Below are 23,103 nucleotides of genomic sequence, written 5' to 3'. Positions count from 1 at the left end.
GCCTGTCGGCGGCCCGAGGGCGGCCAGGACCCACCGATCCGGAGAGCGGAAGATGCGAGGCGCGTATGGCGGCCCGCGCGTGCTTTTGCGCCGGCTGCGCGAGGTCATGGCCGAGCCGGTGACGGCGCAGGAGCGGCTCGACCGCATTGTCGTCCTGATCGCGGCCAACATGGTGGCGGAGGTCTGCTCGGTCTACGTGCTGCGCGTGGACGGCGACCTCGAGCTGTACGCCACCGAGGGCCTCAACCGTGACGCCGTCCACCGCACCACCATGCGCAAGGGCGAGGGCCTCGTCGGCCTCGTCGCCGACGAAGCCGAGCCGGTCAACCTCGCCGACGCCCAGGCCCATCCCGCCTACTCCTACAAGCCGGAGACGGGCGAGGAGATCTACCACTCCTTCATGGGCGTCCCGATCCTGCGCTCGGGCAACACGCTCGGCGTGCTGGTGGTGCAGAACAAGGCCCACCGCTCCTATTCCGACGAGGAGATCGAGGCGCTCCAGACCACGGCCATGGTCATCGCCGAGATGATCGCCAGCGGCGAGCTGGCGCCGCCCGGCGGCGGCGTGGAGCCCGTGGGCCGTCGCCCGGCCCATGCGGGCGGCGCGCCCCTGTCCGAAGGCATCGGCCTCGGCCATGTGGTGCTGCACGAGCCGCGCGTGGTGGTGAAGAACCTCATCGCCGAGGATTCCGCCGCCGAGCTGAAGCGGCTCGACGCGGCGCTGGCGCGGCTGCGCGCCTCCATCGACGTGCTGCTGGACGAGGGCGACGTGGCCCGCGCCGGCGAACACCGGGACGTGCTCGAAGCCTTCCGCATGTTCGCCAACGACCGCGGCTGGGGCCGGCGGCTGCACGAGGCCGTGCTGACGGGCCTCACCGCCGAGGCGGCGGTGGAGCGCGTGCAGTCCGACACCCGCGCCCGCATGCAGCGCCAGACCGACCCTTACCTGCGGGAGCGGCTGCACGATCTGGACGACCTCGCCAACCGGCTGCTGCGGGAGCTGACCTCCCCCGGCCTCGGCATGGCCCCGGCCGTGGCGGAGCTGCCCGAAAACGCCATCGTCGTGGCCCGCTCCATGGGCCCGGCCGCGCTGCTGGACTACGACCGCTCGCGCCTGCGCGGCCTGGTGCTGGAGGAGGGCTCGGGCTCCAGCCATGTGGCGATCGTGGCCCGCGCGCTCGGCATCGCGGCGGTCGGCCAGCTCGAGAACGCCACCGGGCTGGTGGAGGCCGGCGACGCCATCATCGTCGACGGCGTCTCCGGCGAGGTCCATGTGCGGCCGACCCCGGACGTGGAGCGCGCCTACGCCGACAAGGTGCGGTTCCGCGCCCGCCGCCAGGAGCAGTACCGGGCGCTGCGCGAGAAGCCGACCCGCAGCCAGGACGGGGTCGACGTCTCGCTCTACCTCAACGCCGGCCTGCTGGTGGACCTGCCCCACATCGAGGAGACGGGCGCCGACGGCGTCGGCCTGTTCCGCACCGAGCTGCAGTTCATGGTGGCGACCTCGCTGCCGAAGACCGCGGCGCAGGAGGCGCTCTACCGCTCCGTGCTGGAGGCCGCCCGCGGCAAGCCGGTGACCTTCCGCACCCTCGACGTGGGCGGCGACAAGGTGCTGCCGTACATGAGCATGGAGTCGGAGGAGAACCCGGCGCTGGGCTGGCGCGCCATCCGGCTCGGGCTCGACCGGCCGGCGCTGCTGCGCACCCAGGTGCGCGCCATGCTGCGCGCCGCCGCCGGCCGCGAGCTGCGCATCATGTTCCCCATGGTCGCGGCGGTGTCCGAGTTCGACGAGGCGGTGGCGGTGGTGCAGCGCGAGCGCGCCCGCCTCGACGCCCACGGCCACCGGGCGCCCACCTCCATGAGCCTCGGCGTGATGGTGGAGGTGCCGTCGCTGCTGTTCCAGCTCGACGAGATCGCCCGCAAGGCGGACTTCCTGTCGGTGGGCTCCAACGACCTGATGCAGTTCCTGTACGCGGCGGACCGGGGCAACCCGCGCATCGCCAACCGGTTCGATCCGCTCAGCCGCGGCTTCCTGCGCTCGCTGCGCGCCGTGGCGCGGGCCGGCGCCAAGCACGGCACCCCGGTCACGCTCTGCGGCGAGATGGCCGCGCGGCCGCTGGAGGCCATGGCCCTGCTCGCGGTGGGCTACCGGGCCATGTCGGTGTCGCCGGCCGCCGTCGGCCCGGTGAAGACCATGCTGCTGTCGCTCGACGTGGCCGAGGCCGCCTCGGTGGTGGAGCCGCTGATCGACGCGGAGGACGGGCCGTCCTGCCTGCGCCCGGCGCTGCAGGCCTACGCCGCCAAACGGGGGCTTCCTGTCGAGCCGTGAACGTCGATCTTCCTGCCGAAAAGCTTGACGCGGTGCTGGAACGCTTCGCCGCGGTCGACCACGCGCTGTCCGGGACCACGGACGGCGACCGTCTGGCGCGCCTCGGCCGCGAGCGGGCGGAGCTGGCGCCCGTGGTGGAGGCCATCGAGCGGCTGCGCGCCATCGAGGCCGAGATCGCCGATCTCGACCATCTCGCCGACGATCCGTCCGGCGATCCCGAGGTGAAGGCGCTGGCGGAGACCGAGCTGGCCGAGGCGCGCGAGCGCCGCGACGCCGCCGCGAGCGCCCTGCAGCTCGAACTGCTGCCCAAGGACGAGGCCGACGGCCGCGGCGTCATCCTCGAGGTGCGCGCCGGCACGGGCGGCGACGAGGCCGCCCTGTTCGCGGGCGACCTGTTCCGCATGTACCAGCGCTACGCCGACGCCTGCGGCTGGAAGGTGGAGGTGCTGTCGACGAGCGAGGGCGCGGCCGGCGGCTTCAAGGAGATCGTGGCCGAGATCGCCGGCGACGGCGTCTACGGCCGGCTGAAGTTCGAATCCGGCGTCCACCGGGTGCAGCGGGTGCCGGAGACCGAAAGCTCGGGCCGCATCCACACCTCCGCCGCCACCGTCGCGGTGCTGCCCGAGGCGGAGGAGGTGGACGTGACGCTGGACGACGCCGAGCTGCGCTTCGACGTGTATCGGGCGCAGGGCGCCGGCGGCCAGCACGTCAACAAGACCGAATCCGCGGTGCGCGTCACCCACCTGCCCACCGGCATCGCGGTGGCGGTGCAGGACGAGCGCTCCCAGCACCGCAACCGCGCCCGGGCGCTCGCTCTGCTCCGGGCCAAGCTCTACGATCTGGAGCGCGAGCGGGTGGACGGCGCCCGCGCCGACGCGCGCCGGGTGCAGGTGGGCTCCGGCGACCGCTCCGAGCGCATCCGGACCTACAACTTCCCCCAGGGCCGGGTGACCGACCACCGCATCAACCTGACGCTCTACAAGCTCGATCAGGTGATGGAGGGCGAAGCCCTGAGCGATCTGGTGGACGCGCTCGCCGCCGAGCAGCGCGCCCGCCTGCTCGCCGCCGAGGACGCCGCGGCGTGACCACCACCCTTGGCGACGCCCTGCGCGCCGCCGCCGCCCGCCTCGGCGCGGCCGGGCTCGCAAGCCCCGGCTTCGACGCCCAGGCGCTGGCGCAGGAGGCCTTCGCCCTCGACCGCGCCGCGCTGCTGGCCCGCGCCCGCGACGCCGCGCCCGCGGACGCCCTCGCCCGCTTCGAGGCGCTCGTCGCCCGCAGGCTCGAGGGCGAGCCGGTGGGGCGCATCCGCGGCTTCCGGGAGTTCTGGGGCCTGACGTTCCGTCTCGCCCCCGACACGCTGGAGCCGCGCCCGGACACCGAGACCGTGGTGGAGGCGGCGCTGGCCGCGCTGCCCGACCGCCCGGCGCGCGCGCTCGATCTCGGAACCGGCTCCGGCTGCCTCCTGCTCGCCGTGCTGTCCGAGCGGAGCGAAGCGTTCGGCGTCGGCGTCGACCGCGCGGAAGGGGCGGCCCGGGCCGCGCGGGACAACGCAGCCCGGCTGGGCTTCGGCGGCCGCGCGGCATTCCTCGCCGGCGACTGGGCCGGAGCGCTGACGGGCGGCTTCGATCTGGTCCTGTCCAACCCGCCCTACATCCCCACCGCGGACATGGGCGGGCTCGAGCGGGACGTGCGCGCCTTCGACCCCCCCGCCGCGCTGGACGGCGGCGCGGACGGGCTCGACGCCTACCGCGCCATCATCGCGGATCTCGACCGGCTGCTGGCGCCGGGCGGCGTCGCCGTGCTCGAACTCGGGATCGGGCAGGAGGCGGACGTGACCCGGATCGCCGCATCGGCGGGTTTCGTTCCCGCCGGCGCCGCCCGGAAGGACCTCGGCGGCGTTCCCCGGGCGCTGACGCTGGAACGACGGTCCGACGTCTAAAAAAGCCTTGGAAAGTGAAGGGCGGAACGCTATGTTCCGGGTCGGAATCGTCCGACGCCCGCTTGCGTTGCATTGCGCAGGGACCGTGAGCGACGGACGGATAATTTTGAAGCTGCGACCGCGCCATGGCGTCGGGACGGCTTCGAAAGATCGACGCACCGCTTCGATCTCGCCTGCGTTGGCCCTCGCGGTTTCGCCGCATGGTCCGACGGCCGGGTCGCTCGCGCCATATGGCCGGGCGTTCTCCGGACGCCCCTTTCCTTCACCGGAACGGCGGCGGCGGGCGGCCGGCGGATCGGTCGGTCCCCCGGCTTTTGGGCCCTTCGAAACAGAACGAGTGCTGATTTGAACGCCATGAGGCAAGGACAGTCCAAGCGCCTTCGCGGCCGCAACCGCGGCGGTGGGGGCGGCGGAGGCGGCGGCGGCGGCAAGGGTCCGAACCCTTTGACCCGCTCGTATGAGTCGAACGGGCCGGACGTGAAGATCCGCGGCACCGCGGCGACCATCGCCGACAAATACGTGCAGCTCTCGCGCGACGCCCAGTCGTCCGGCGACCCGGTGGCGGCGGAGAACTACCTGCAGCACGCGGAGCACTATTATCGCCTGCTCGCCGCGGCCCAGGCCCAGTATCAGCCGCACCAGACCTTCGTGCGCGCCGACGCCGACGACTTCTCCGATTCGCTCGACTTCGACGACGAGCAGGACGGCGCGGAGCCTGCGCCCCAGCCCGTCGCGGCCCCGCAGGGCTTCAACGGCGGAGAGCGCCAGCCGCGGCACGTCAACGGAAACGGCAACGGCCAGCCCTACGCCGGCGCTCCCCGCGACGACGACCAGCAGCCGCGTCGGAACGACCAGCAGCCGCGCCGCAACGAGCGCAACCGCGAGCGGGGCGAGCGCAGCGGCGAACGCCGCGAGCGCGGACCTCGCCCGGACTGGCAGGAGCGCGGCGAGCGCGCGGACGACGCCAATGTGAGCGCGCTGCCCGCCTTCATCACCGGCGGGTCGTCCCAGCCGGCCTTCGTGACCGAGGCCCCGGCCTCCGTCACCGAGACGGCGCCGGAGCCCGCCGAGACCGTTGCGGTCGCCGCCGCCCCGGCGCCCGAGACGGCCGCCGCGGACGCGCCCCAGCCGGAGGCCGAGGATGCGTCGCCGCGTCCCCGCGCCCGCCGCCGCCGCTACGGCCGCTACAAGGACGAGGCCGGCGAGGCCGCGGCCCCCAGCGACGTGGAGCCGTCCGGCGCCGAGTGAGGCGCCGGCCTCTGGCCGACCTGAACGTCAAAGGCCGCCGGCGCGTCAGCCCGGCGGCCTTTTTCTTTGGTCCGGCTCCGGAGCGGAAATTTCGGACGCTCCCCTTTTGTGACCTGAAAGACACACCCATATGGAGCGCGAGGGGGAGGCCGGACCGGCGCTCCCGGGCGGCCGCTCGGCCGCCGGTCATTGAGGCGCCGAAGCGCGGGGGCCATAATCCCTGCGTTGTCCGCTCGGGCCCATGAGGGCGGCGGACGACGGCGCGCTCCAGAGGAGAGACGCATGAATCCGGAAATCTACACCGAACGCGTCCGGGGGTTCCTGCAGGCGGCGCAGACGGCGGCGACCAACGCCGGCCACCAGCAGCTTCTTCCCGAACATGTGCTGAAGGTTCTGCTCGACGACCCGGAAGGCCTCGCCTCCGGCCTGATCGAGCGCGCCGGCGGCCGGCCCGCCGACGCCCGCGCCGCGGTGGAGGCCGCCTTGCGCAAGGCGCCGCAGGTGAGCGGCTCCGGCGGCGGCAACCTCTATCTCGCGCCCGCCACCTCGCGGGTGTTCACCGCAGCGGAGCAGCTCGCCAAGAAGGCGGGCGACCAGTTCGTCACCGCCGAGCGGCTGCTGACCGCCTTCGCGCTGGAGAAGGACACCGACGCCGGCAAGGCGCTCGCCGCCGCGGGCGTCACCCCGCAGGCGCTGAACGCGGCGATCGAGGAGCTGCGCAAGGGCCGCACCGCGGACAGCGCCACGGCCGAGAACGCCTATGACGCGCTGAAGAAATACGCCCGCGACCTGACCGCCGTCGCCCGCGAGGGCAAGCTCGACCCGGTCATCGGCCGCGACGAGGAGATCCGCCGCGCGATCCAGGTCCTGTCCCGCCGCACCAAGAACAACCCCGTCCTCATCGGCGAGCCCGGCGTCGGCAAGACCGCCATCGTCGAGGGGCTGGCGCTGCGCATCGTCAACGGCGACGTGCCGGAATCGCTGCAGGACAAGCGCCTGCTGGCGCTCGACATGGGCGCGCTGATCGCCGGCGCGAAGTACCGCGGCGAGTTCGAGGAGCGGCTGAAGGCGGTGCTGTCCGAGGTGCAGTCGGCGGCGGGCGGGATCATCCTGTTCATCGACGAGATGCACACCCTCGTGGGCGCCGGCAAGGCGGACGGGGCCATGGACGCCTCCAACCTGCTGAAGCCCGCGCTCGCCCGCGGCGAGCTGCACTGCGTCGGCGCCACCACGCTCGAGGAGTACCGCAAGCATGTGGAGAAGGACGCCGCGCTCGCCCGCCGGTTCCAGCCCGTGTTCGTTTCCGAGCCCACGGTGGAGGACACCATCTCCATCCTGCGCGGCATCAAGGAGAAGTACGAGCTGCACCACGGCGTGCGCATCGCGGACTCGGCGCTGGTCGCCGCCGCCACGCTGTCGAACCGCTACATCACCGACCGCTTCCTGCCGGACAAGGCGATCGACCTCATGGACGAGGCCTCGTCGCGGCTCAGGATGCAGGTGGACTCCAAGCCCGAGGAGCTCGACGAGTACGACCGCCGCATCATCCAGCTCAAGATCGAGCGCGAGGCGCTGAAGAAGGAGACCGACGACGCCTCGAAGGACCGCCTGTCCAAGCTCGAGACCGAGCTCGCCGGCCTGCAGGAGAAGGCGGACGCCCTCACCGCGCGCTGGAGGAACGAGAAGGACAAGCTCGGCCGCGCCCAGAGCCTCAAGGAGAACCTGGACAAGGCCCGCATCGAGCTGGAGCAGGCCCAGCGCAAGGGCGACCTCGCCCGCGCCGGCGAGCTGGCCTATGGCGTGATCCCGAAGCTCGAGCGCGAGCTGAAGGAGACCGAGGACGCCGGCGGCGCCGGCTCCATGGTGCAGGAGGTGGTGACGCCCGACGCCATCGCTCAGGTGGTGTCGCGCTGGACCGGCGTGCCGGTGGACAAGATGCTGGAGGGCGAGCGCGCCAAGCTGCTGCGCATGGAGGACGAGCTGGCGAAGCGCGTCGTAGGCCAGGCCGAGGCGGTGCAGGCGGTCTCGACCGCGGTGCGGCGCGCCCGCGCCGGGCTGCAGGATCCGAACCGGCCGATCGGCTCGTTCATGTTCCTGGGGCCCACCGGCGTCGGCAAGACCGAACTGACCAAGGCGCTTGCCGCGTTCCTGTTCGACGACGACCAGGCCATGGTGCGCATCGATATGTCCGAATACATGGAGAAGCACGCCGTTGCCCGACTGATCGGCGCGCCTCCCGGCTATGTGGGCTATGAGGAAGGCGGCGCGCTGACCGAGGCCGTGCGGCGCCGGCCCTATCAGGTCGTGCTGTTCGACGAGGTGGAGAAGGCCCATCCGGACGTGTTCAACATCCTGCTGCAGGTGCTCGACGACGGGCGCCTGACGGACGGACAGGGCCGCACGGTGGACTTCCGCAACACCCTGCTGATCATGACCTCGAACCTCGGCTCCGAGTATCTGGTCAACCAGCCCGACGGCGAGGACACCGACGCGGTGCGCGATCAGGTGATGGGGGTGGTGCGCACGCACTTCCGGCCGGAGTTCCTGAACCGCGTGGACGACATCGTGCTGTTCCACCGCCTGAAGCGGGACCAGATGGGCGCGATCGTGGACATCCAGCTCGCCCGGCTGCGCAAGCTGCTGGAGGACCGCAAGATCACGCTCGATCTGGACGGAAGCGCGCGCGAATGGCTCGCCGAGAAGGGTTACGACCCGGCCTACGGGGCGCGGCCGCTGAAGCGGGTGATCCAGAAGTACGTGCAGGACCCGCTCGCCGAGCTGATCCTCGCGGGCGAGGTGCGCGACGGCCAGCATGTGCCGGTCTCGGCCACGGGCTCCGGCCTCGTGGTCGGCCCCCGGGCGGTCGCGGCTGCGGCGTAAGACGGACGAACGGCGGCTCCAGGGCCGCCGTTCTCAGCCGCCGTTCTCACATGGCGCGGTCGGGGGCGATCTCCACCGGCACCCGCGACAGCACGTAGCGCGACACCCGCCGGGGCAGCAGCCGGGACAGGCGGATCAGCGCCACCAGCGGCCAGGGGAAGGCGATGCGCTCGCAGCCCCTGGCCAGCCGCTTCAGGATCAGCGCCGCGGCGGCGTCCGCCGACATCTCGAACGGTTTCGGGCCGAGATAGCGGGCGCTCATGTCGCTGGTGACGAAACCGGGGCAGATCACCGACACGCCGACGCCGGACGGCGCGAGGAAATCCGCCAGCGCCTCGCCATAGACCAGCACGCCCGCCTTGGAGGCGGAATAGGCCGCCGTGTCGCCCACCGGCTGCAGCGCCGCGAGCGAACTCATCAGCGCGATGCGGCCATGTCCGCGGGCGCGCATGGGCTCGACCAGCGGCGCGACGGTGGCGACCGCGCCCTCCAGGTTGACCCGGAGCTGGCGCTGGGCGCTCTCGAAGCTCTCGGCGGCGCGGCCGTCGCCGAGCCCGCCGGAGACGCCGGCGTTGGCGATGACCAGATCGACCGGCCGCCGGGCGTCGAAGGCCGTGATGGCCGCCGCCAGCGCCGGATGTTCGGTGACGCTGAGCGCCGCGACCTCGACCTCGGCGCCCCGCGCGCGGCAGTCCTCGGCCACCTCGCCCAGGCGCGCGGCGTCGCGGCCGATCAGCAGCAGGGATACGTCCGGCCCGGCGCAGGCGCGGGCGAGCGCCGCGCCGATGCCCCGGCCGCCGCCCGTGATGACCACGGAGCGAAAGGGAGAAGCGCTCACTCGCCGGGCGCGGGCGCGGGGGCCGCCTCGTCCGCCAGCGGCGTCGCCCATTGCAGCGCGACCGCGCGGCGGGTCGACAGCGGCGCCAGCTCCTGCAGCCGCGCGATGACGTTGGCGACCGCGATCTCCACCGACTCGCGCGAGTAGAACCCGCCGTTGAGCTGGGTCTTGGCGATGACCACCTTGCGGAAGTCGCGCGCGAAGTCCGGGTCCGGCGCCTCGGGCGCGCTCCAGAACGATTCGAGCGAGCCCTGATGGGTCAGGCCCGGCATGTCGTAGATCGCTTGCCCCAGCGCGATGGTGGGGCGTCCCATGTCGATGGACTGGGTGCCCACCGTGCTGTTGACCACCACCACGCCGCGGGCGCCCTCCAGCAGCTTGGGCATGTCGCCGCCGTCGATGAACAGCAGCCGGTCGCCGAGGCCGGTGCGCTTGGCGGTCTGGGCGGTGACGCGGCGGCGGTTCACCAGCCCGTTGTCGAGCGGGTGCAGCTTCACCACCAGCCGCGCCTCCGCCGGCGCATGGGCCGCGAACGAGCGCGCCACAAGGTTCACCACCTCGGTCATGGCGCTGAACGGCGAGTGGATGCGGATCTGGTAGTCGCTGTCGAGCTGCAGCGGCAGCACGAAATAGGGCGCGCCGTCCCGCGTGAGGTCGGCCTGGGTCGCGGAGGCGCGGCGGGCCTCGGCCTTGCCGCGCACGATGCGGCCGAGCCAGCCCGCATATTCCACGTAAGGGTGGTGCGGGCGATAGCGCCGGTAGCCGGGGTAGAGGTAGGGGAAGAAGGTGTTGGCGGAGTTGTAGACCACGTCCCACAGGGTGCGGGTGCGCATGTCGCCGCGGATGTGCGCCGGGACCTGCGCCTCAGGCGCGGCCGCCGCCAGCGCGCGGACGCTGTCCGGATCGCGCGGCAGACTGGAGAAGCCGTTCACGCCGCCCGGCTCCATGGTGATCCAGTCCGGCCGGATGTAGCCTTCCTCGAACACATGCACCGCCACGCCGCGCAGCTGCGCGGTGGCGATGGCCACCCGGTGGTAGGGCCGCCCGTCGCCGAACAGCACCAGATCGGTGACGCCGCGCTCGTCCATGAAGCGCGAGAGATAGCCGCGCCAGTCCTCGTAGCGGCCGCGATAGTCGCAGGCGCCCGGGACCGACCAGAACAGCCGGTCGCCCAGATTGAGATTGATGCGCTCGACGCCGTAGCCCTTCCGCACGAGCGTTCGCCCGAGCCTGCGGAAGAACGGCGAGGCCAGACCCTGCAGGAACAGGAACGTCCGACCCGGCCGTGCGGTGTGCTCGCCGCGGTTGTTCATCCATCGCCCAGGACGGTCACATCCGAAAACCGGATCGCCGCCATTTCGTCTTTCAGCCCCACTCCGGCATGCTGCGCCCGCGAATGCGGCGGCAACGCGACGATTGAGTTTTATGAGCCATTGCCACATCGGCGCGACGCCGATAGCGCTTGCTTATGGCTCTGTCGCTTATCAACCGGATGCGCGGATTGAAACACACGGCCCCGAGAGTGGCAATCGTCTCCGCGCGCCTGACCCAAAAGCAGACCGATGTGGCGGCCGCGCTGGGACTGGCGGCGGAGCTTCATCCGAAAGCCGGAGACCGCTTCGCGGCGGTTGTGACCACACCCGGCGACCCTCGCGAAAGCGAAGCCGAAACCTTCGCAATCGCAACAGGGACGCACGTGGTTCGATTCGCGCCGGCGCCCTTGCGGCTCGCGCTGTTCGACGCCGCCGGCCGCCCCCTCGGCTACCGGATCACGGGCGCAACCGTGGGTTTTAAGCCGGACAGGGACATCGATCCCGCGGAGGCCCGCGACAATCTGCTCCGGCTGGCGCCGCCCGGCGAGTTGAGGATGGAGGCGGATTTCGACCCTTCCGAGCCGGGAATCGTCTGGCTCGACCCTTTTGATCGCCGAATCATTTCGGCGGCCCGGGCGCTGGAGATCGCCGCCGACGCGCTGCGCCACCGCGCCCGCACGTCGCGCCGCTCGGTGGGCTGCGGCGTCACCCGCTGGAAGCGCCCGGCGGTGGCGGCCCTGCTCGCCGGGCCGAACGGCCCTCCGCTGTTCGAGCCTTCCCCGGAGGCCGCCGCGCGCCGGGCGAACGCCTGCGGCGGGCGCGTGGTGGTCTGGGCCTCCCGCGGGCGCGACGCGGCGGAAGAGGCCGCGACAGCCGCGGGCGCGCCGCTCGCCCGGCTGGAGGACGGCTTCCTGCGTTCGGTGGGGCTCGGAGCGGCCTTCACGCCGGCGCTGTCGCTGGTTCTGGACGAGGCCGGCATCTACTACGACCCCTCGGTTCCGAGCGAGCTCGAAAACCTGCTGAACCACGCGGCGATTCCGCCCGCGCTCGCCGATCGCGCCGCCCGGCTGCGGGCCCGGCTCGTGGCGGAGAACGTCACCAAGTACAATGTGGGCGCTGCGCGCGGCCGGATCGTGCCCGAGGGCCGGCGCGGGGTGCTGGCGCCCGGCCAGGTGGAGGACGACGCCTCGATCCTGAAGGGCGCCGGCGCGGTGCGCACCAACCGCGACCTGCTCGCCGCCGCCCGCGCCCGCAACCCGGACGCCTTCATCGTCTACAAGCCCCATCCCGACGTGGTCGCGGGCTATCGCAAGGGCGCGGTGGCGGAGGCCGAACTGGCGCGGCTCGCCGACGCCGTGGTGGTCGACGGCGCCATCGCCGACCTCTACCCCCAATGCGAGGCGCTGGAGACCATGACCTCGCTGTCGGGCTTCGAGGCGCTCCTCCGGGGCCTGCGCGTCGTCACCCACGGCCAGCCGTTCTATTCCGGCTGGGGCCTGACCGAGGACCTCGCGCCCCATCCCCGCCGGGGCCGCGCGCGCACGCTGGACGAACTGGTCGCCGCCACGCTGATCCTCTACCCGCTCTATCACGATCCGGTCTCCGGCCTGCCCTGCGGGCCCGAGACCGCGCTCGACCGCATCGCGGAAGGCCGCGCCCGGGCCGCGACGCCGCTGGGACGGGCGCTCGCCCGCGCCCGCCACGCCTATGCGCTGGCCCGGCACCGGCTGCTGGGGCCGCTGGACCGGAGGCCGCGCTGACCGCCCTCGCCGCAGCCTTCCTGCTGTCCTTCGTCCTTGCGGTCGCGCTGGAGAGCGTTCCGCCGTCCGTCCGGCCGTTCCGGGCGCCGGCCGGCGTGCTGGCGCTCAGGCTCGCGATCCATCTCGGGCTGTTCGCCGCCGCCTTCGCGCTGTCCTGGCGGCCGTGGCATGCGGCTCTGGTCACGGTGGTCGCCGCCGGCCTGTTCGGCGCCGGCAGCCACATCAAGCACGGCATTCTGGGCGAACCGCTGGTGTTCTCCGACGCGGCGCTGGTGCGGCACGCCATCCGCCATCCAAGGCTCTATTACGCCGAGAAGCTGGCCCGCCCGCCCGCGCTGCTGACGCTCGCCGGCCTCGCGGTCGCCACCGCGCTGTGGTTCGCCGCCGAACCCGCGATCCTGCCCACCGGCGGAGCACCGTGGCTCGCCCTTCCCCCGCTTGTGGCCGCGGCGACGGCCTGGGCGCTGCTCAGGCCGGGCGTGGCCCGCTTCGCTGCGGGCGTGGTCTCCGACCCGGCCGATCCGGACGCGGACGTGCGCCGCTTCGGGCTGATCGCCACGCTGATCCTGCACGCGCTGGTCTGGCGCGCGGCCCAACGGCCGTCGGCGCAGGCCGGGGCGGTCATCGCCGCCCTGCCCGCCCCTCGCCCCGCCGCGCAGGGCCCGCGCCTCGTGGTGGCGATCCAGTGCGAGAGCTTCGTGGACATCGCGGCCCGCGGCCTCCCCGGCCCGGCTCTGCCCGCGCTCGAGGCGCTGCGGGCCGGCGCGCTCGCCTTCGGCCGCTGCCGCGCGCCGGCGGAAGGCGCCTACACCATGCGCAGCGAGTTCGGCTTCCTCACCGGACTGCCGTCGGAGACGCTCGGGCTCGACGCCCTCGACCCCTATCTGACCGCGCCCGCCTATCTCGGCCGCACGCTGCCGGAGCTGCTCCGGGCGTCGGGGCGGGAGACCCTGTTCCTGCACCCGTACGACCGGCGCTTCTTCGACCGCGACCTGCTGGTCCCGCAGTTCGGATTCGACCGCTTTCTGGACGGGCGCGCCTTCGACGACGCCCCGCGCTTCGGCCCCTATGTGGCGGACGCGGCGGTGGCGGAGGCGCTCGAACGCGAAATCGCATCCGCGACGGGTTCCGCCTTCCTGTTCGCCGTCACCATCGAGAACCACGGCCCCTGGGGGCCGGGCCGGCTGCCGGACACCGCCGACGCCGCGGAGCAGTACGCCCGCCACCTCGCGAACGCCGACCGCATGATCGGCCGGGTGGCGGCGGCGCTCAAGGCGGCGCCCGGCGGCGGGCTGCTGTGCCTCTACGGCGACCATGCGCCGGGCCGTCTGCTGCATCCCGACCTGCCCGACCGGCGGGCGACCGATTACCTGCTGTGGAGCACGGCGGGCGCGACGGAGGTCGCGAGCCGCCGGGACGTGAGCGTGGACGACCTGGGCCGCATGCTGCTGGCCGCCGTCTGATCCATGTGTCCCTCACGCCTCAGGGCGCCGGGGGAGATGTGGCGGCTTTGTGATGATTGAGGCGGTTAAGGCCTCGTTAGTTGGCACGCAACCTGTTCGGTGCTACCTCCGCCATCGGGGTTACGGTCAAGTGAGGACGCATGCGGTCCAGTAAGGTAACCGGCGTGGCCGCCGTCGCGGTCGCGACCGCGCTGTTGGGCGGCTGCGCCACTTTGCCCGCCTCAGGTCCCACGACCGAACAGATCGATCCGCCCAGCGTTTCGAACACCGCCATCAAGGACTACCTGCTGGTGGACCTGAACCAGCGCGTGGTCGACGTGCTGTCCCAGTACCGCGCCGCGCCGTTCTCCAAGCGTTTCGCCGCGCCCCAGCCCGCCCCCGGCCAGATCGTGGGCGTGGGCGACGTGCTGTCGGTGCAGCTGTTCGAGGCGGGCCAGGGCGGCCTGTTCTCCAGCGATCTCGGCGCCCGCGTGTCGCTGACCCAGCGGGTCGATTCCGACGGCTCCATCACGGTGCCCTACGCCGGCCGCATCTCCGCCGCGGGCGCCGGGCCGCAGACGGTGGAGAAGCGCATCGTGGCCGCGCTGGAAGGCCGCGCCATCCAGCCCCAGGCGCTGGTGCAGATCACCGAGACCGTGAGCCGCAGCTTCGTGGTCAACGGCGAGGTGGGCAAGCCCGGCCGCTTCCCCATCACCGCGGCCGGCGACCGGGTGCTGGACGCCATCGCCACCGCCGGCGGCGCCAAGAACGAGCTGTTCCAGACCCGCGTGACGCTGGTGCGCGGCTCGAGCCAGGCCTCCGCCATCATGAAGACGCTGGTGGACAATCCCGCCGACAACGTCTTCGTCCAGCCGGGCGACCGCGTCTACCTCACCAAGGACCCGGAGCTGTTCCTGGCCTTCGGCGCCGTGCCGCAGCCGGGCCCGATCATGTTCGATCTGGAGCGCATCTCGCTGCTCGAGGCGGTGGGCAAGGCCGGCGGCCTGATGGACCAGCGCTCCGATCCGGGCGCGCTGTTCGTGTTCCGCTACGAGCCGGCCTCGGCCGCCCGCGCCATCCGCCCGGATTACGACGGCCGCTTCGGCGAGCGCGTGCCCATGGTCTACCGCGTCAACCTGCGCGACCCGGCCGCCTATTTCTACGCCAAGGCCTTCGTGGTGCGGGACAAGGACGTGCTCTACGTCGCCAACGCCAAGCTGTCGGAGCTGCAGAAGTTCCTGCAGATCCTCGCCACCGCGCGCAACGTCGCCCAGACGGCGCAGACCGTGCAGAGGCTGTCGCAGCAGTGACGGACCGAGGCGGGCCGCGCCCTGCGGCCCGTTCTCACCAGACCCGGGTGACGGCGTAACCGTCGCGGCGCAGGCGCTCCACCAGCCCGTCGTCGCCGACCAGATGCAGCGCCCCCACCGCCATGAACACGCCGCCGTCCGCGAAAGCGTCGCGGGAGCGGTCGTGCATGCGCGCGTTGCGCTCGCCCATGACGCTGTCGAGATAGTCGAGCTGGGTGATCATGCGCGTTCCGCCCAGCGTGAACTCCCGGAGCGCCGCGGCGAGGAAGCCCATGCGGCGGTCGAGGTAGAGATTGACCGTGGTCTCGATGTAGTCCGCGAACGCCGGCCCGAGCCGCGCGGTGTCCACCAGCACCCGGAGCGCCAGATCCTCCGACGCGGAGGCCAGCGTCGCCATCTGCTCGTCGGCTCCCTCCAGCCCCTCCACCCGGACTCCGGCGGCGCGGGCGGCCTCCACCACCATCTGATCCACGTTGATCTCGCCTTGGTCGATGCGGGCGATCTCGCAGCTCGGGGCGGTGGCGAGCATGGCGAGGAACCAGGGCTCCAGCCGCTGCGCCGTGGTTTCGGGCACGCCGCGTGCGGCGAGCAGGTTGATGACGGCGCGGCGGTCCCGCTCCGGCACCCGGAACAGCGCCCCTCCCCCCGCCCGCACCGCGCGGCGTCCCGCCGCCATCTGGGCCTCAGCGGTCGCTTGCGGATCCGACACTTCCCTGGGCTCCACCAGCACGAGGCGCGCGCCCGCGATCGCCTCCGCCGCCGCTCGGGGCAGCGGCTTCAGCCGGTCGTCGGACAGATGGATGGTGCCGAACAGATGGGACGGCGGCAGGCCCGGCTTCTCCAGCCGCCACAGCAGCCCTTCCGCGTCGGGGGTGCGCCGGCCCGCGGCCTCGAAGGCCGCGTAGCGCGCCGGGTCCTCGTCCCGCAGGACGCCCACGAGGTCCGTGCCCTGGCAGCGGGCGGGCGCGGCGAACGCCGGCCCCGCCACAAGCACGGCGAGCGCGACGAGCGCCGGCGAAAGCCGCTTCGCGAGGCGCGAAGCGGCGCGCCTCATGGGGTGAGGACCAGCAGCGTGCGCGGCCCCTGCGCCGTCTCCCGCGTCTCCGTCACCTTGGCCTGATCGAGATCGATCAGCGACACGGTGTCGTCGAACCAGTTGGCGACCGCGGCCGTGCGGCCGTCCGGCGTGATGGCCACGCCTTCCGGATAGGACCCGACCTTGACGGTGGCGGTCACCGTCAGCGCCGTGGCGTCGATGAGGGAGACCGTGCCGTCGTGCTGGTTGGTGACGGCGAGACGGGCGCCGTCCGGCGTCACCGCGACGCCGTAGGGCATCTTGCCGACAGGGAGGCGCTTGATCTCCTGCCCGCTCTCCACGTCCACCACCGAAAGATCGTTGCTCTGGACGTTGGCGACGTAGAGCCGGCGCTCGTCCGGCGACAGCGCCAGCGCGAACGGCGCCCGGCCGACCTTGATCTGGCCGGTCTCGGTCATGGTGGAGAGCTCGACGATCGACACCGCGTCCGCCTCGCGCGCGGCCACATAGGCGCGGCGGCCGGCCTTGTCGAGGATCACCGCCGCGGGCGAGCGCCCGACCGAGGCCTGGTTCACCGATGCGCCGGTGGCGACGTCGATCCGGTGCAGCGCGTTGCCGGACCAGTCGGTGACGTAGACGTTCTCCTCCGTGGCGGCGGCGCCGAAGGGCGAGCCCTTGACCACGAAGGAGGCCGCGACCCGGCGGGTGACGGCGTCGAGCACCGACACCCGGCCCTTGTCGGGATGGGTGACGTACAGCGTGCGCCCGTCGGGGCCGACCGCGATCACGGCCGGCGTTTCGCCGATGGGCACGCGCTCGTCCTTTTCGCCAGCCGTCAGCGGCAGGAAGCCGAGGGTGGCCCCCGCCTGACTGACGACGGCGATCACGGGCTCCGCCGCCCGCGCCGCCGATCCGGCCGCGAACGCGGCGGCGACCGCGAGCGCGGCGGCGAGGCGGGCGGCGGAGCGGCCGGTCACTTGCCTTCGACCTTCGCCTTCAGGCCGTCGAGACCAGCCTTGAAGAACTCGGTCATGCCGGCGACCGCGGACTCGTCGTCCTTGCCCTCCGGCGGCTCGTTGGAGGTGTCGGCGCGGTAGAAGCGGCCCTGCCAGGTCACTTCCGAGCCGCCGTCCTTGGGCGCGACCGAGATGGTGGCGGAATAGGAGCTGACCGGCAGCACGTCGCCGGCGTCGCCGGACAGACGGTAGCCATAGAGCATCTTGCCCTCGTCATACTCGTCGAGGCCTTCGGTGATCTCGCCGGACTTGCCCTTGACCGAGAACTTGCGCTCGGCGCCCTGGCCGTTGGCCGGGCCGGAGCTCTTCTCGACCAACGTGTGCCAGGACTGGATCGCGCCGAAGTCCTTCAGCACGGCCCAGACCTTGGCCGGCTCGGCCTTGATCTCGACCTTCTCTTCGACCTTCTGCGGGGTGGGGCCATGGGCGTAGGCCGGCGCCGCCACGGCGAACGCGACGGCTGCGGCGGCGGCAGTGAAGCGCATATGAAACATCAGGACGACACTCCTTGAGCGTTAAGCGGGCGCCGTCGCCGCGGTCTGGCGACGAGCGACGTCCCGTAGAGAGCGGCCAACGCCAGAAGCGCGGCCGCGGCGGGGGCGGGCGAAAGATCGATCGGCACGGCGTGCGGGTGCGGGCGGGCGTTGGCCTCGATCGCGGCCGCCAGCTCGTCGCCGGTTCCGAGCCGGGCGTAGCCGAGCCCGGTCATCTGACCGAGCTGTCTCAGATAGGGCTCCTTGACCGAGGTCAGGTGCTCCTCGCCGGCGGGCATCTCGCCGAACGGCGCGTTGCGGGCGTTGTAGCCCGGCAGGTTCTCGGCCCCCTTGGGCGGACCGCCGAGGCGCGAGGCCTGGGGCACGTCCTCCATGGAGTAGAATCCGATCTCGCGCCCGAAATCGTTGAACTTGGGGATCGGCACCAGATCGGTTCCGCCGACGCCCACGATCAGGCCGCGGGCCTGCTCGCCGTCATAGGTCTGCTCCATGTCGGTCCTGAGCGGCGGCGCCTCCTGGCCATCGGTGAGGAACACCACGTCGGCGCCGGTGGGCCGCGTGGCGTCGATCGCCCGGAACAGGCCGGCGGAGATGCGGCTGTCGCCCTCCCAGCCCATGCGCCAGTCGAGCCCCTTGATGGCGCCGGAGATCGCCACGTAGTTGCGGCAGGTCTCCATGGGCTCGAACAGCAGGAAAATTCGCCGTTCGGTGAACACGCCGAGGCCGAAGCGCGAGCCGCAGGGCAGCCGGCCCGCGGCGGCCGCGAGGCGCTGCTTCACCGCCTCCAGCCGGCTCTGGGGCTTGCCGTCCGCGGTGACGTAATCGCGGGCGCTCATGCTGCCCGTGATGTCCACATAGGCGATGACGTCGTAGGTGGGGCGCTCGGCCTGCGCCTCCGGCTGCAGCGCGGCGACGACGGCGAGCGCGAGCGCGCCCCCGAGCGCCAGCGTGCGCAGGTCCGGTCGCTTCACGGCAGCCCCCGCGGCAGGCCGGGCAGGTCGGTCCAGAGCTTCTTCGGCTGGGCCTGGGTCTCCTCCTCGCCGCGCTCCACCTCGGGGAAGTCGCGCACCAGCCGCATCACCACGTCGAGATTGTAGCGCGCGTCCCAGAGGTCCGGGTCGGCGCGCAGCGCCTCCTTGTAGGCCTCCTTGGCCAGCCGCACCTCGGGAATGGCGAGGTCGATCTTGGTGGCCTCGATCGCGGCGATGGCGCGGCGGGCGCGGGCGTTGCCCACGTCGTAGTGGAACCGCGCCGTCACATGGCGCGACGCCCGATCGGTGATGCGGGTGACGAGGCCCTGCGCCTCGTCGATGCGGTCGCGCACCAGCAGATAATGCGCGCGCTGGAACAGCAGCACGCCGCTGGCGTCGTCCGGCGGGGTGACGTCGCGGTTGGCGACCATCTCGCGCTGGACCGCGGCCTCCTTCGACACGCCGTAGAGCCGCCAGCCGGTGACGCCGAGCGCGACCAGCGCCGCCAGCAGAAGAACCGGCGGGAGCAGGCTCTTGAACAGACCAAGCCTCATGACGCGGCCCTCCGCGGCTGCAGCGCGCCGTCGCGGCGGAGCGGGACGGGCGTTTCGTCGAGACGGCGCTCGGTGAGCTTGGCGCCGAGCAGCAGAAGCAGCGCCACGGAGGCGAAGGCGTAGAACACCCAGTCCAGATCCTGCCGCGGGATCGTCTCCACATAGGTGGTGGGGCGCTGCTCGAGCTGGTCGATCTCCTTGATCGCCGCCGAGACCTCCTGGGCGCTGTTGGCCTCGAAGGCGCGGTACGGCAGGCCGAGGCTCTTCAGGAAGATGTCCAGATGCCGCTCGGGATAGGTCTGCGGGCTGTCCGGCTCGCCGGGCGGCGGCTTGTCGTAGATGCCGCGCGCGCCCTGCGTGCGCAGGAACAGCCAGTAGAGCCGCACCGGGTTGCGCCGGGAAGCGTCGCGCAGCGCGTCCTGCACCCGGCGGTCGATCACCGCCGCGCCGTCGGACACCATCACGATGGCGCGGGATGTCTCGGTGGATTCGTCGTCGAACAGCGAGAAGGCCAGCGACAGGCCGCGGCCCACGTCGGTGTGCGCCAGACCCGGCCGGTCGATGGCCGCGATGGCCGCGCGCACCGCGTCGTGCCGGTCGGTCATGGGCGAGACCAGCATGGGCGCGGTGGAGAAGGCGGCCACCGCCACCCGGTCCGCGGGCCGCCGGGTGGCGAAATCGGTCAGAAGCCGTCGCGCCGCCGCGGACTTCGACTCCTCCGCGCCGGTCGGCGAGCGGTTGGCGAAGGTGGAGTCCATGCTGGATGAGCGGTCGATCAGCAGCACGATGTTGGCCCCGACGCCCCGGCGCTCCACCTGCTGGTCCCGGCGATGGGCGCCGGCGAGCCCGAGCACGATGAACGCGATCGCGAGCACGCCGAGCGTCTTGAGCGTGGCGCTGATCGCGCTCGACAGCGGATCGCGCGGCGCCAGCGCCTCGGACGGCGTGGCGGAGGCCCGCAGCGGCGAACCCGCCAGAGGCAGAAGCGCCAGAGGCAGAAGCAGCAGCACCCAGGGGTGATCGAAGCCGATCCAGGTCATGAGGCGCGCTCCGCCCCCGCGAGATCGCGCGCGAGCCGCGTCAGCGCATCGGCGGAAAGCCCCGTGGCGGCGGGCGCCGCGCCGCCGAAGAACACCCGGCGGGAGGCGTCGAAAAAGGCGCGGATGCCCGCCTCGTGCCGGGCGAACGCCGGGCGCTGGGCCAGAAACGCGCCCAGATCGTCGCCCAGCAGGCGCTTGCCCGCGGTGGCGTCGAACGCCCGGTGCAGGTCGATCAGCGCTTCGCGCCAGCCGGCCTCGCCCGTCGGGGCGCGCTTGGCCACCACCCGCGCGGCGCGGGTGAACGGCCGCGACGGCCGCGTATGGAACGGGGGCCAGGCCCGGCTCCAGGCCAGCAGCAGCAGCGCGAGCAGCGCGGCGCCCGCCGACCACAGCGCCGCGGTCTGCGCCGGGCGCAGGCTGATGCGTGGCGGAACGGCGTCGGGCCGGAGATCGTACTGGGTTTCGCCCGAGGTGGTGATGAGGGGGCGCAGCGGCGAGGTGATGTAGGCCCAGCCGCCGGCCTTGAACTCCTTGCGGCCGCCTTTCCCGTCCACCACCGACAGCGACATCTGCGGCACGGTCTCGGTGCGGGTCTCGAGCGCGGAGTAGAACGTCTGGTATTCGGCGGTGATCTCGTAGCGCACGCCGCCGCCGGGGGCCGCGCTCTCCGTGACGTCGAGCCGGCGCAGGTCGATGGCGTAGGTCAGCGCGCCGGTCTTCGGCAGCGAGGCCGGATCGAGCGTGTAGGGCGCGTCCGCCACGAAGCTGGTGCGCAGGGTGAAGACGTCGCCCAGCAGCACGCCGAACGGCTTCGGCCCGGAGGTGCGCACGTCCCGGACCTGGGCGGCCGCAGGAGCCGCCATGGCGAGGGCGAGCGCGAAAGCGAGAGCGGCGCGGCGCATCACACGCCTCCCGAAAGCAGGTAATCCGCGAAGGCGTCCGGCTCGAACCGGTCGACCAGATCGAAGGCCGGGCGGCCGTAGCGCCGGAACACGGCGTCGAGCCCGGCGCGGCGCGCCCGCGCCTCGGCGATCCAGCGCTCGCGCAGCGACTTGCGCATCAGCACCATGCGCCGCCGGCCGGTCTCCAGATCGCGGGTCTCCACCAGGCCGAAGCGCGGCAGCCGGTCCTCCACCGCGCTGGAGCGGACCACCACCGGGGCCACGTCGTGGCGCCACAGCCGCCCCATGAGCTCGGAGAGCTCCTCTTCCAGCATCAGGAAATCGGACACGACGAACACCAGCGCGCGCCGCTGGGGCAGCTCGTCGGCGGCCTCGATCAGGCTCGCGACGCCGCGCCCTTCGCCCACCTCGTCCACAAGCTTGGCCCAGACCTCGTCCGCGACGCCACGCCGGCGGGTGGGGCGGATGGCCAGATCCTCTCGGGCGTTCGGCCCGGCCGCGATCAGCGCGAACCGGTCCTGCCCGCGCACCGCCGCATGGGCCACGGCGGACACCAGCTCGGCCACGGGATCGTCGGCGCGGCCGCCGCGGCCGAAGGCCATGGAGCCGGACAGGTCCAGCAGCACGAACACGTCGATGCGGGCGCGATTCTCGAACCGCCGCACCTTGAGGCCGCCCAGCGGGTCCAGCAGCGAGGCGCGCATGTCGATGCGCCGGGCGTCCGGGATCTCCAGAATCGAGGCGTGCCGCAGGAAGGCGCCGTTGGCGCCCGCGCCCACCGCCCGGTGCGAGCCGGGAGCGACGCCCCGCGCGCGGCCGAACAGGCGGTACGGCAGATCCGCGCGGGGCGGGCCTGCCCGGCGGATGGCCTCGCTCACGGCGCCGGCACCCGTTCGAACACCTGGCGGCACAGTTCGGGCACGATGCGGTCGCGCCGCACCTCGTAGATCGGATCGAGGAAGATGCGGTGCGCCATCACCGGATTGAACACGGCGCGCACGTCCTCCGGCAGCACCATGTCGCGGCCCTCCAGCCAGGCGCGGACGCGGGCGGCGCGCACCAGCGCGCCGACGCCGCGGGGGCTGGCGCCGCCCTGCAGCAGGCGATCCATGTCCACGTTCGGGATCTCGATTCCCGCCGTCTTCGGCGCGCGCACCGCGTCCCACAGGCCGAGCACGTAAGACTCGAGCGCAGGCGCCGTGGCGATCGACTGCTGGATGGCGCGCCCGGCGTCGCCCAGACCTTTATGATCCAGCACGCCTTCTCTCAGGCTCTCGATCAGCCGGTCCACGTCGTGGAAGCGGGGATCGAACACCAGCTGACGCCGGACCTCCGGGTCCGCCGGGGTGTCGACCGCGATCTCCATCAGGAAGCGGTCGCGCGCGGCCGCGGGAAGCTCGAACGTCTCCTCCTTCTCCACCCGGTTGCGGTCGGCGAAGACCACCAGATGGGGGAAGAACCATTCCTTGCCGAAGGCGGTGACGCTGCGCTCGGCCATCAGGCGCAGCAGCAGCGAATGCACCTGCGGACGGGCGCGGTTGATCTCGTTGAAGAAGAACACGGCGAGGTCCTCGCCGTGGTGCAGCACCGGCCCGGGCTCGACGCGGGGCTTGCCGTCGTCGTCCACGTAGGCCGTGTAGAGCATGTCGGTCGGCATCAGGTCGACCGTGCCCTCGATGCGCTCGAACGGGCCGCCGAGCGCGCGCGCCACGGCGCGCAGGATGGTGGTCTTGCCGACGCCCACGTCGCCTTCGAGCAGCACATGGCCGCGGGCGAACAGGGCGATGGTCATGAGCCTGACCACCTCCGGCTGGCCGACGACCGCGCGTCCGACCTCGGCCTCGAAGGCCAGCGCCTGGTCGCGCCAGGCGTTCAGTTCGGGCGCAAGGCCCTCGACGCGGCGACCCGCCGCGAGGGTTGAAGTCGCCATCTGTCTACGAACCTCGGTCTCGAACGCGCCTGGAAAAGACGGCCGCCCGGCGATGTCACAGGACAACGCGCCGAAGCGGCCGCGAGGTGCGTGTCGTCATC

19 protein-coding genes are annotated in these 23,103 nt (G+C 72.6%); 8 read left to right on the top strand and 11 right to left on the bottom strand.

Features of this window, described 5'->3' with window-relative positions:
- The first annotated feature begins 52 nt into the window (after window positions 1-52).
- The 5 genes from ptsP (at window position 53) to clpB (ending at window position 8,396) form a co-directional block, all read left to right on the top strand.
- Complete coding sequence (ptsP, locus tag PKE85_RS00570) at window positions 53-2,329, top strand: phosphoenolpyruvate--protein phosphotransferase (protein WP_271202843.1); 2,277 nt, start codon at window positions 53-55, stop codon at window positions 2,327-2,329.
- The gene (prfA, locus tag PKE85_RS00565; RefSeq protein WP_271202842.1) at window positions 2,326-3,414 is read left to right on the top strand and encodes a peptide chain release factor 1; all 1,089 of its coding nucleotides are present in this window, start codon (window positions 2,326-2,328) and stop codon (window positions 3,412-3,414) included. The genes ptsP and prfA overlap by 4 nt, the downstream gene beginning before the upstream one ends.
- Entirely contained in the window at window positions 3,411-4,268 is an 858-nt protein-coding gene (prmC, locus tag PKE85_RS00560; RefSeq protein WP_271202841.1) for a peptide chain release factor N(5)-glutamine methyltransferase, read from the top strand. The genes prfA and prmC overlap by 4 nt, the downstream gene beginning before the upstream one ends.
- A gap of 354 nt (window positions 4,269-4,622) precedes the next feature.
- On the top strand, window positions 4,623-5,516 hold the full coding sequence (locus tag PKE85_RS00555; RefSeq protein WP_271202840.1) for a DUF4167 domain-containing protein: 894 nt from the start codon (window positions 4,623-4,625) through the stop codon (window positions 5,514-5,516).
- Window positions 5,517-5,798: 282 nt separating this feature from the next.
- Window positions 5,799-8,396 (top strand): ATP-dependent chaperone ClpB, encoded by a 2,598-nt coding sequence (clpB, locus tag PKE85_RS00550; RefSeq protein ID WP_271202839.1) that lies wholly within the window; start codon window positions 5,799-5,801, stop codon window positions 8,394-8,396.
- A 46-nt stretch (window positions 8,397-8,442) separates the two neighbouring features.
- Here clpB and PKE85_RS00545 read toward each other — a convergent pair whose 3' ends face one another.
- Both PKE85_RS00545 and PKE85_RS00540 read right to left on the bottom strand, forming a co-directional pair.
- On the bottom strand, window positions 8,443-9,234 hold the full coding sequence (locus PKE85_RS00545; RefSeq protein ID WP_271202838.1) for an SDR family NAD(P)-dependent oxidoreductase: 792 nt from the start codon (window positions 9,232-9,234) through the stop codon (window positions 8,443-8,445).
- The gene (locus PKE85_RS00540; protein ID WP_271202837.1) at window positions 9,231-10,547 is read right to left on the bottom strand and encodes a capsule polysaccharide biogenesis protein; all 1,317 of its coding nucleotides are present in this window, start codon (window positions 10,545-10,547) and stop codon (window positions 9,231-9,233) included. The genes PKE85_RS00545 and PKE85_RS00540 overlap by 4 nt, the downstream gene beginning before the upstream one ends.
- Window positions 10,548-10,930: 383 nt before the next feature.
- Here PKE85_RS00540 and PKE85_RS00535 point away from each other — a divergent pair, with 383 nt between their 5' ends.
- The 3 genes from PKE85_RS00535 to PKE85_RS00525 all read left to right on the top strand — a co-directional run bounded on the left by PKE85_RS00535 (window position 10,931) and on the right by PKE85_RS00525 (window position 15,059).
- Window positions 10,931-12,307, top strand: coding sequence for a capsular polysaccharide export protein, LipB/KpsS family (locus tag PKE85_RS00535; protein ID WP_271202836.1), 1,377 nt, complete (start codon window positions 10,931-10,933; stop codon window positions 12,305-12,307).
- A gap of 95 nt (window positions 12,308-12,402) precedes the next feature.
- Complete coding sequence (locus PKE85_RS00530; RefSeq protein ID WP_271202835.1) at window positions 12,403-13,770, top strand: LTA synthase family protein; 1,368 nt, start codon at window positions 12,403-12,405, stop codon at window positions 13,768-13,770.
- A 140-nt stretch (window positions 13,771-13,910) separates the two neighbouring features.
- Complete coding sequence (locus tag PKE85_RS00525) at window positions 13,911-15,059, top strand: polysaccharide biosynthesis/export family protein (RefSeq protein WP_271202834.1); 1,149 nt, start codon at window positions 13,911-13,913, stop codon at window positions 15,057-15,059.
- Window positions 15,060-15,093: 34 nt separating this feature from the next.
- On the opposite strand, the gene PKE85_RS00520 is transcribed toward PKE85_RS00525, so the two are convergent.
- Genes PKE85_RS00520 through PKE85_RS00480 form a run of 9 tightly spaced genes read right to left on the bottom strand, consistent with a single transcriptional unit; the run spans window position 15,094 to window position 23,002 of the window.
- Window positions 15,094-16,113: a TraB/GumN family protein gene (locus PKE85_RS00520; protein ID WP_271202833.1), complete on the bottom strand. Its 1,020-nt coding sequence runs from the start codon at window positions 16,111-16,113 to the stop codon at window positions 15,094-15,096.
- Window positions 16,110-17,072 (bottom strand): YncE family protein, encoded by a 963-nt coding sequence (locus PKE85_RS00515; protein ID WP_271202832.1) that lies wholly within the window; start codon window positions 17,070-17,072, stop codon window positions 16,110-16,112. The genes PKE85_RS00520 and PKE85_RS00515 overlap by 4 nt, the downstream gene beginning before the upstream one ends.
- A complete protein-coding gene (locus PKE85_RS00510) occupies window positions 17,069-17,596 on the bottom strand; it encodes an SRPBCC family protein (protein ID WP_271202831.1) in 528 nt (175 codons plus the stop codon). Before PKE85_RS00510 ends, PKE85_RS00515 begins: the two co-directional genes overlap by 4 nt.
- 8 nt (window positions 17,597-17,604) lie before the next feature.
- A complete protein-coding gene (locus PKE85_RS00505) occupies window positions 17,605-18,576 on the bottom strand; it encodes a vWA domain-containing protein (RefSeq protein ID WP_271202830.1) in 972 nt (323 codons plus the stop codon).
- Window positions 18,573-19,130: a hypothetical protein gene (locus tag PKE85_RS00500; protein WP_271202829.1), complete on the bottom strand. Its 558-nt coding sequence runs from the start codon at window positions 19,128-19,130 to the stop codon at window positions 18,573-18,575. Before PKE85_RS00500 ends, PKE85_RS00505 begins: the two co-directional genes overlap by 4 nt.
- A complete protein-coding gene (locus PKE85_RS00495) occupies window positions 19,127-20,170 on the bottom strand; it encodes a vWA domain-containing protein (protein WP_271202828.1) in 1,044 nt (347 codons plus the stop codon). The genes PKE85_RS00500 and PKE85_RS00495 overlap by 4 nt, the downstream gene beginning before the upstream one ends.
- Window positions 20,167-21,072, bottom strand: coding sequence for a hypothetical protein (locus tag PKE85_RS00490; protein ID WP_271202827.1), 906 nt, complete (start codon window positions 21,070-21,072; stop codon window positions 20,167-20,169). Before PKE85_RS00490 ends, PKE85_RS00495 begins: the two co-directional genes overlap by 4 nt.
- The gene (locus tag PKE85_RS00485) at window positions 21,072-21,950 is read right to left on the bottom strand and encodes a DUF58 domain-containing protein (protein WP_271202826.1); all 879 of its coding nucleotides are present in this window, start codon (window positions 21,948-21,950) and stop codon (window positions 21,072-21,074) included. The genes PKE85_RS00490 and PKE85_RS00485 overlap by 1 nt, the downstream gene beginning before the upstream one ends.
- Window positions 21,947-23,002 (bottom strand): AAA family ATPase, encoded by a 1,056-nt coding sequence (locus PKE85_RS00480; protein ID WP_271202825.1) that lies wholly within the window; start codon window positions 23,000-23,002, stop codon window positions 21,947-21,949. Before PKE85_RS00480 ends, PKE85_RS00485 begins: the two co-directional genes overlap by 4 nt.
- Window positions 23,003-23,103: the final 101 nt, after the last annotated feature.

Origin of the sequence: Methylopila jiangsuensis (assembly GCF_027922305.1) — a bacterium.
Lineage (GTDB): Bacteria > Pseudomonadota > Alphaproteobacteria > Rhizobiales > Methylopilaceae > Methylopila > Methylopila jiangsuensis.
The sequence above is the reverse complement of the archived record's forward strand: the minus strand, read 5'-3'. Positions and strand labels throughout refer to the sequence as shown.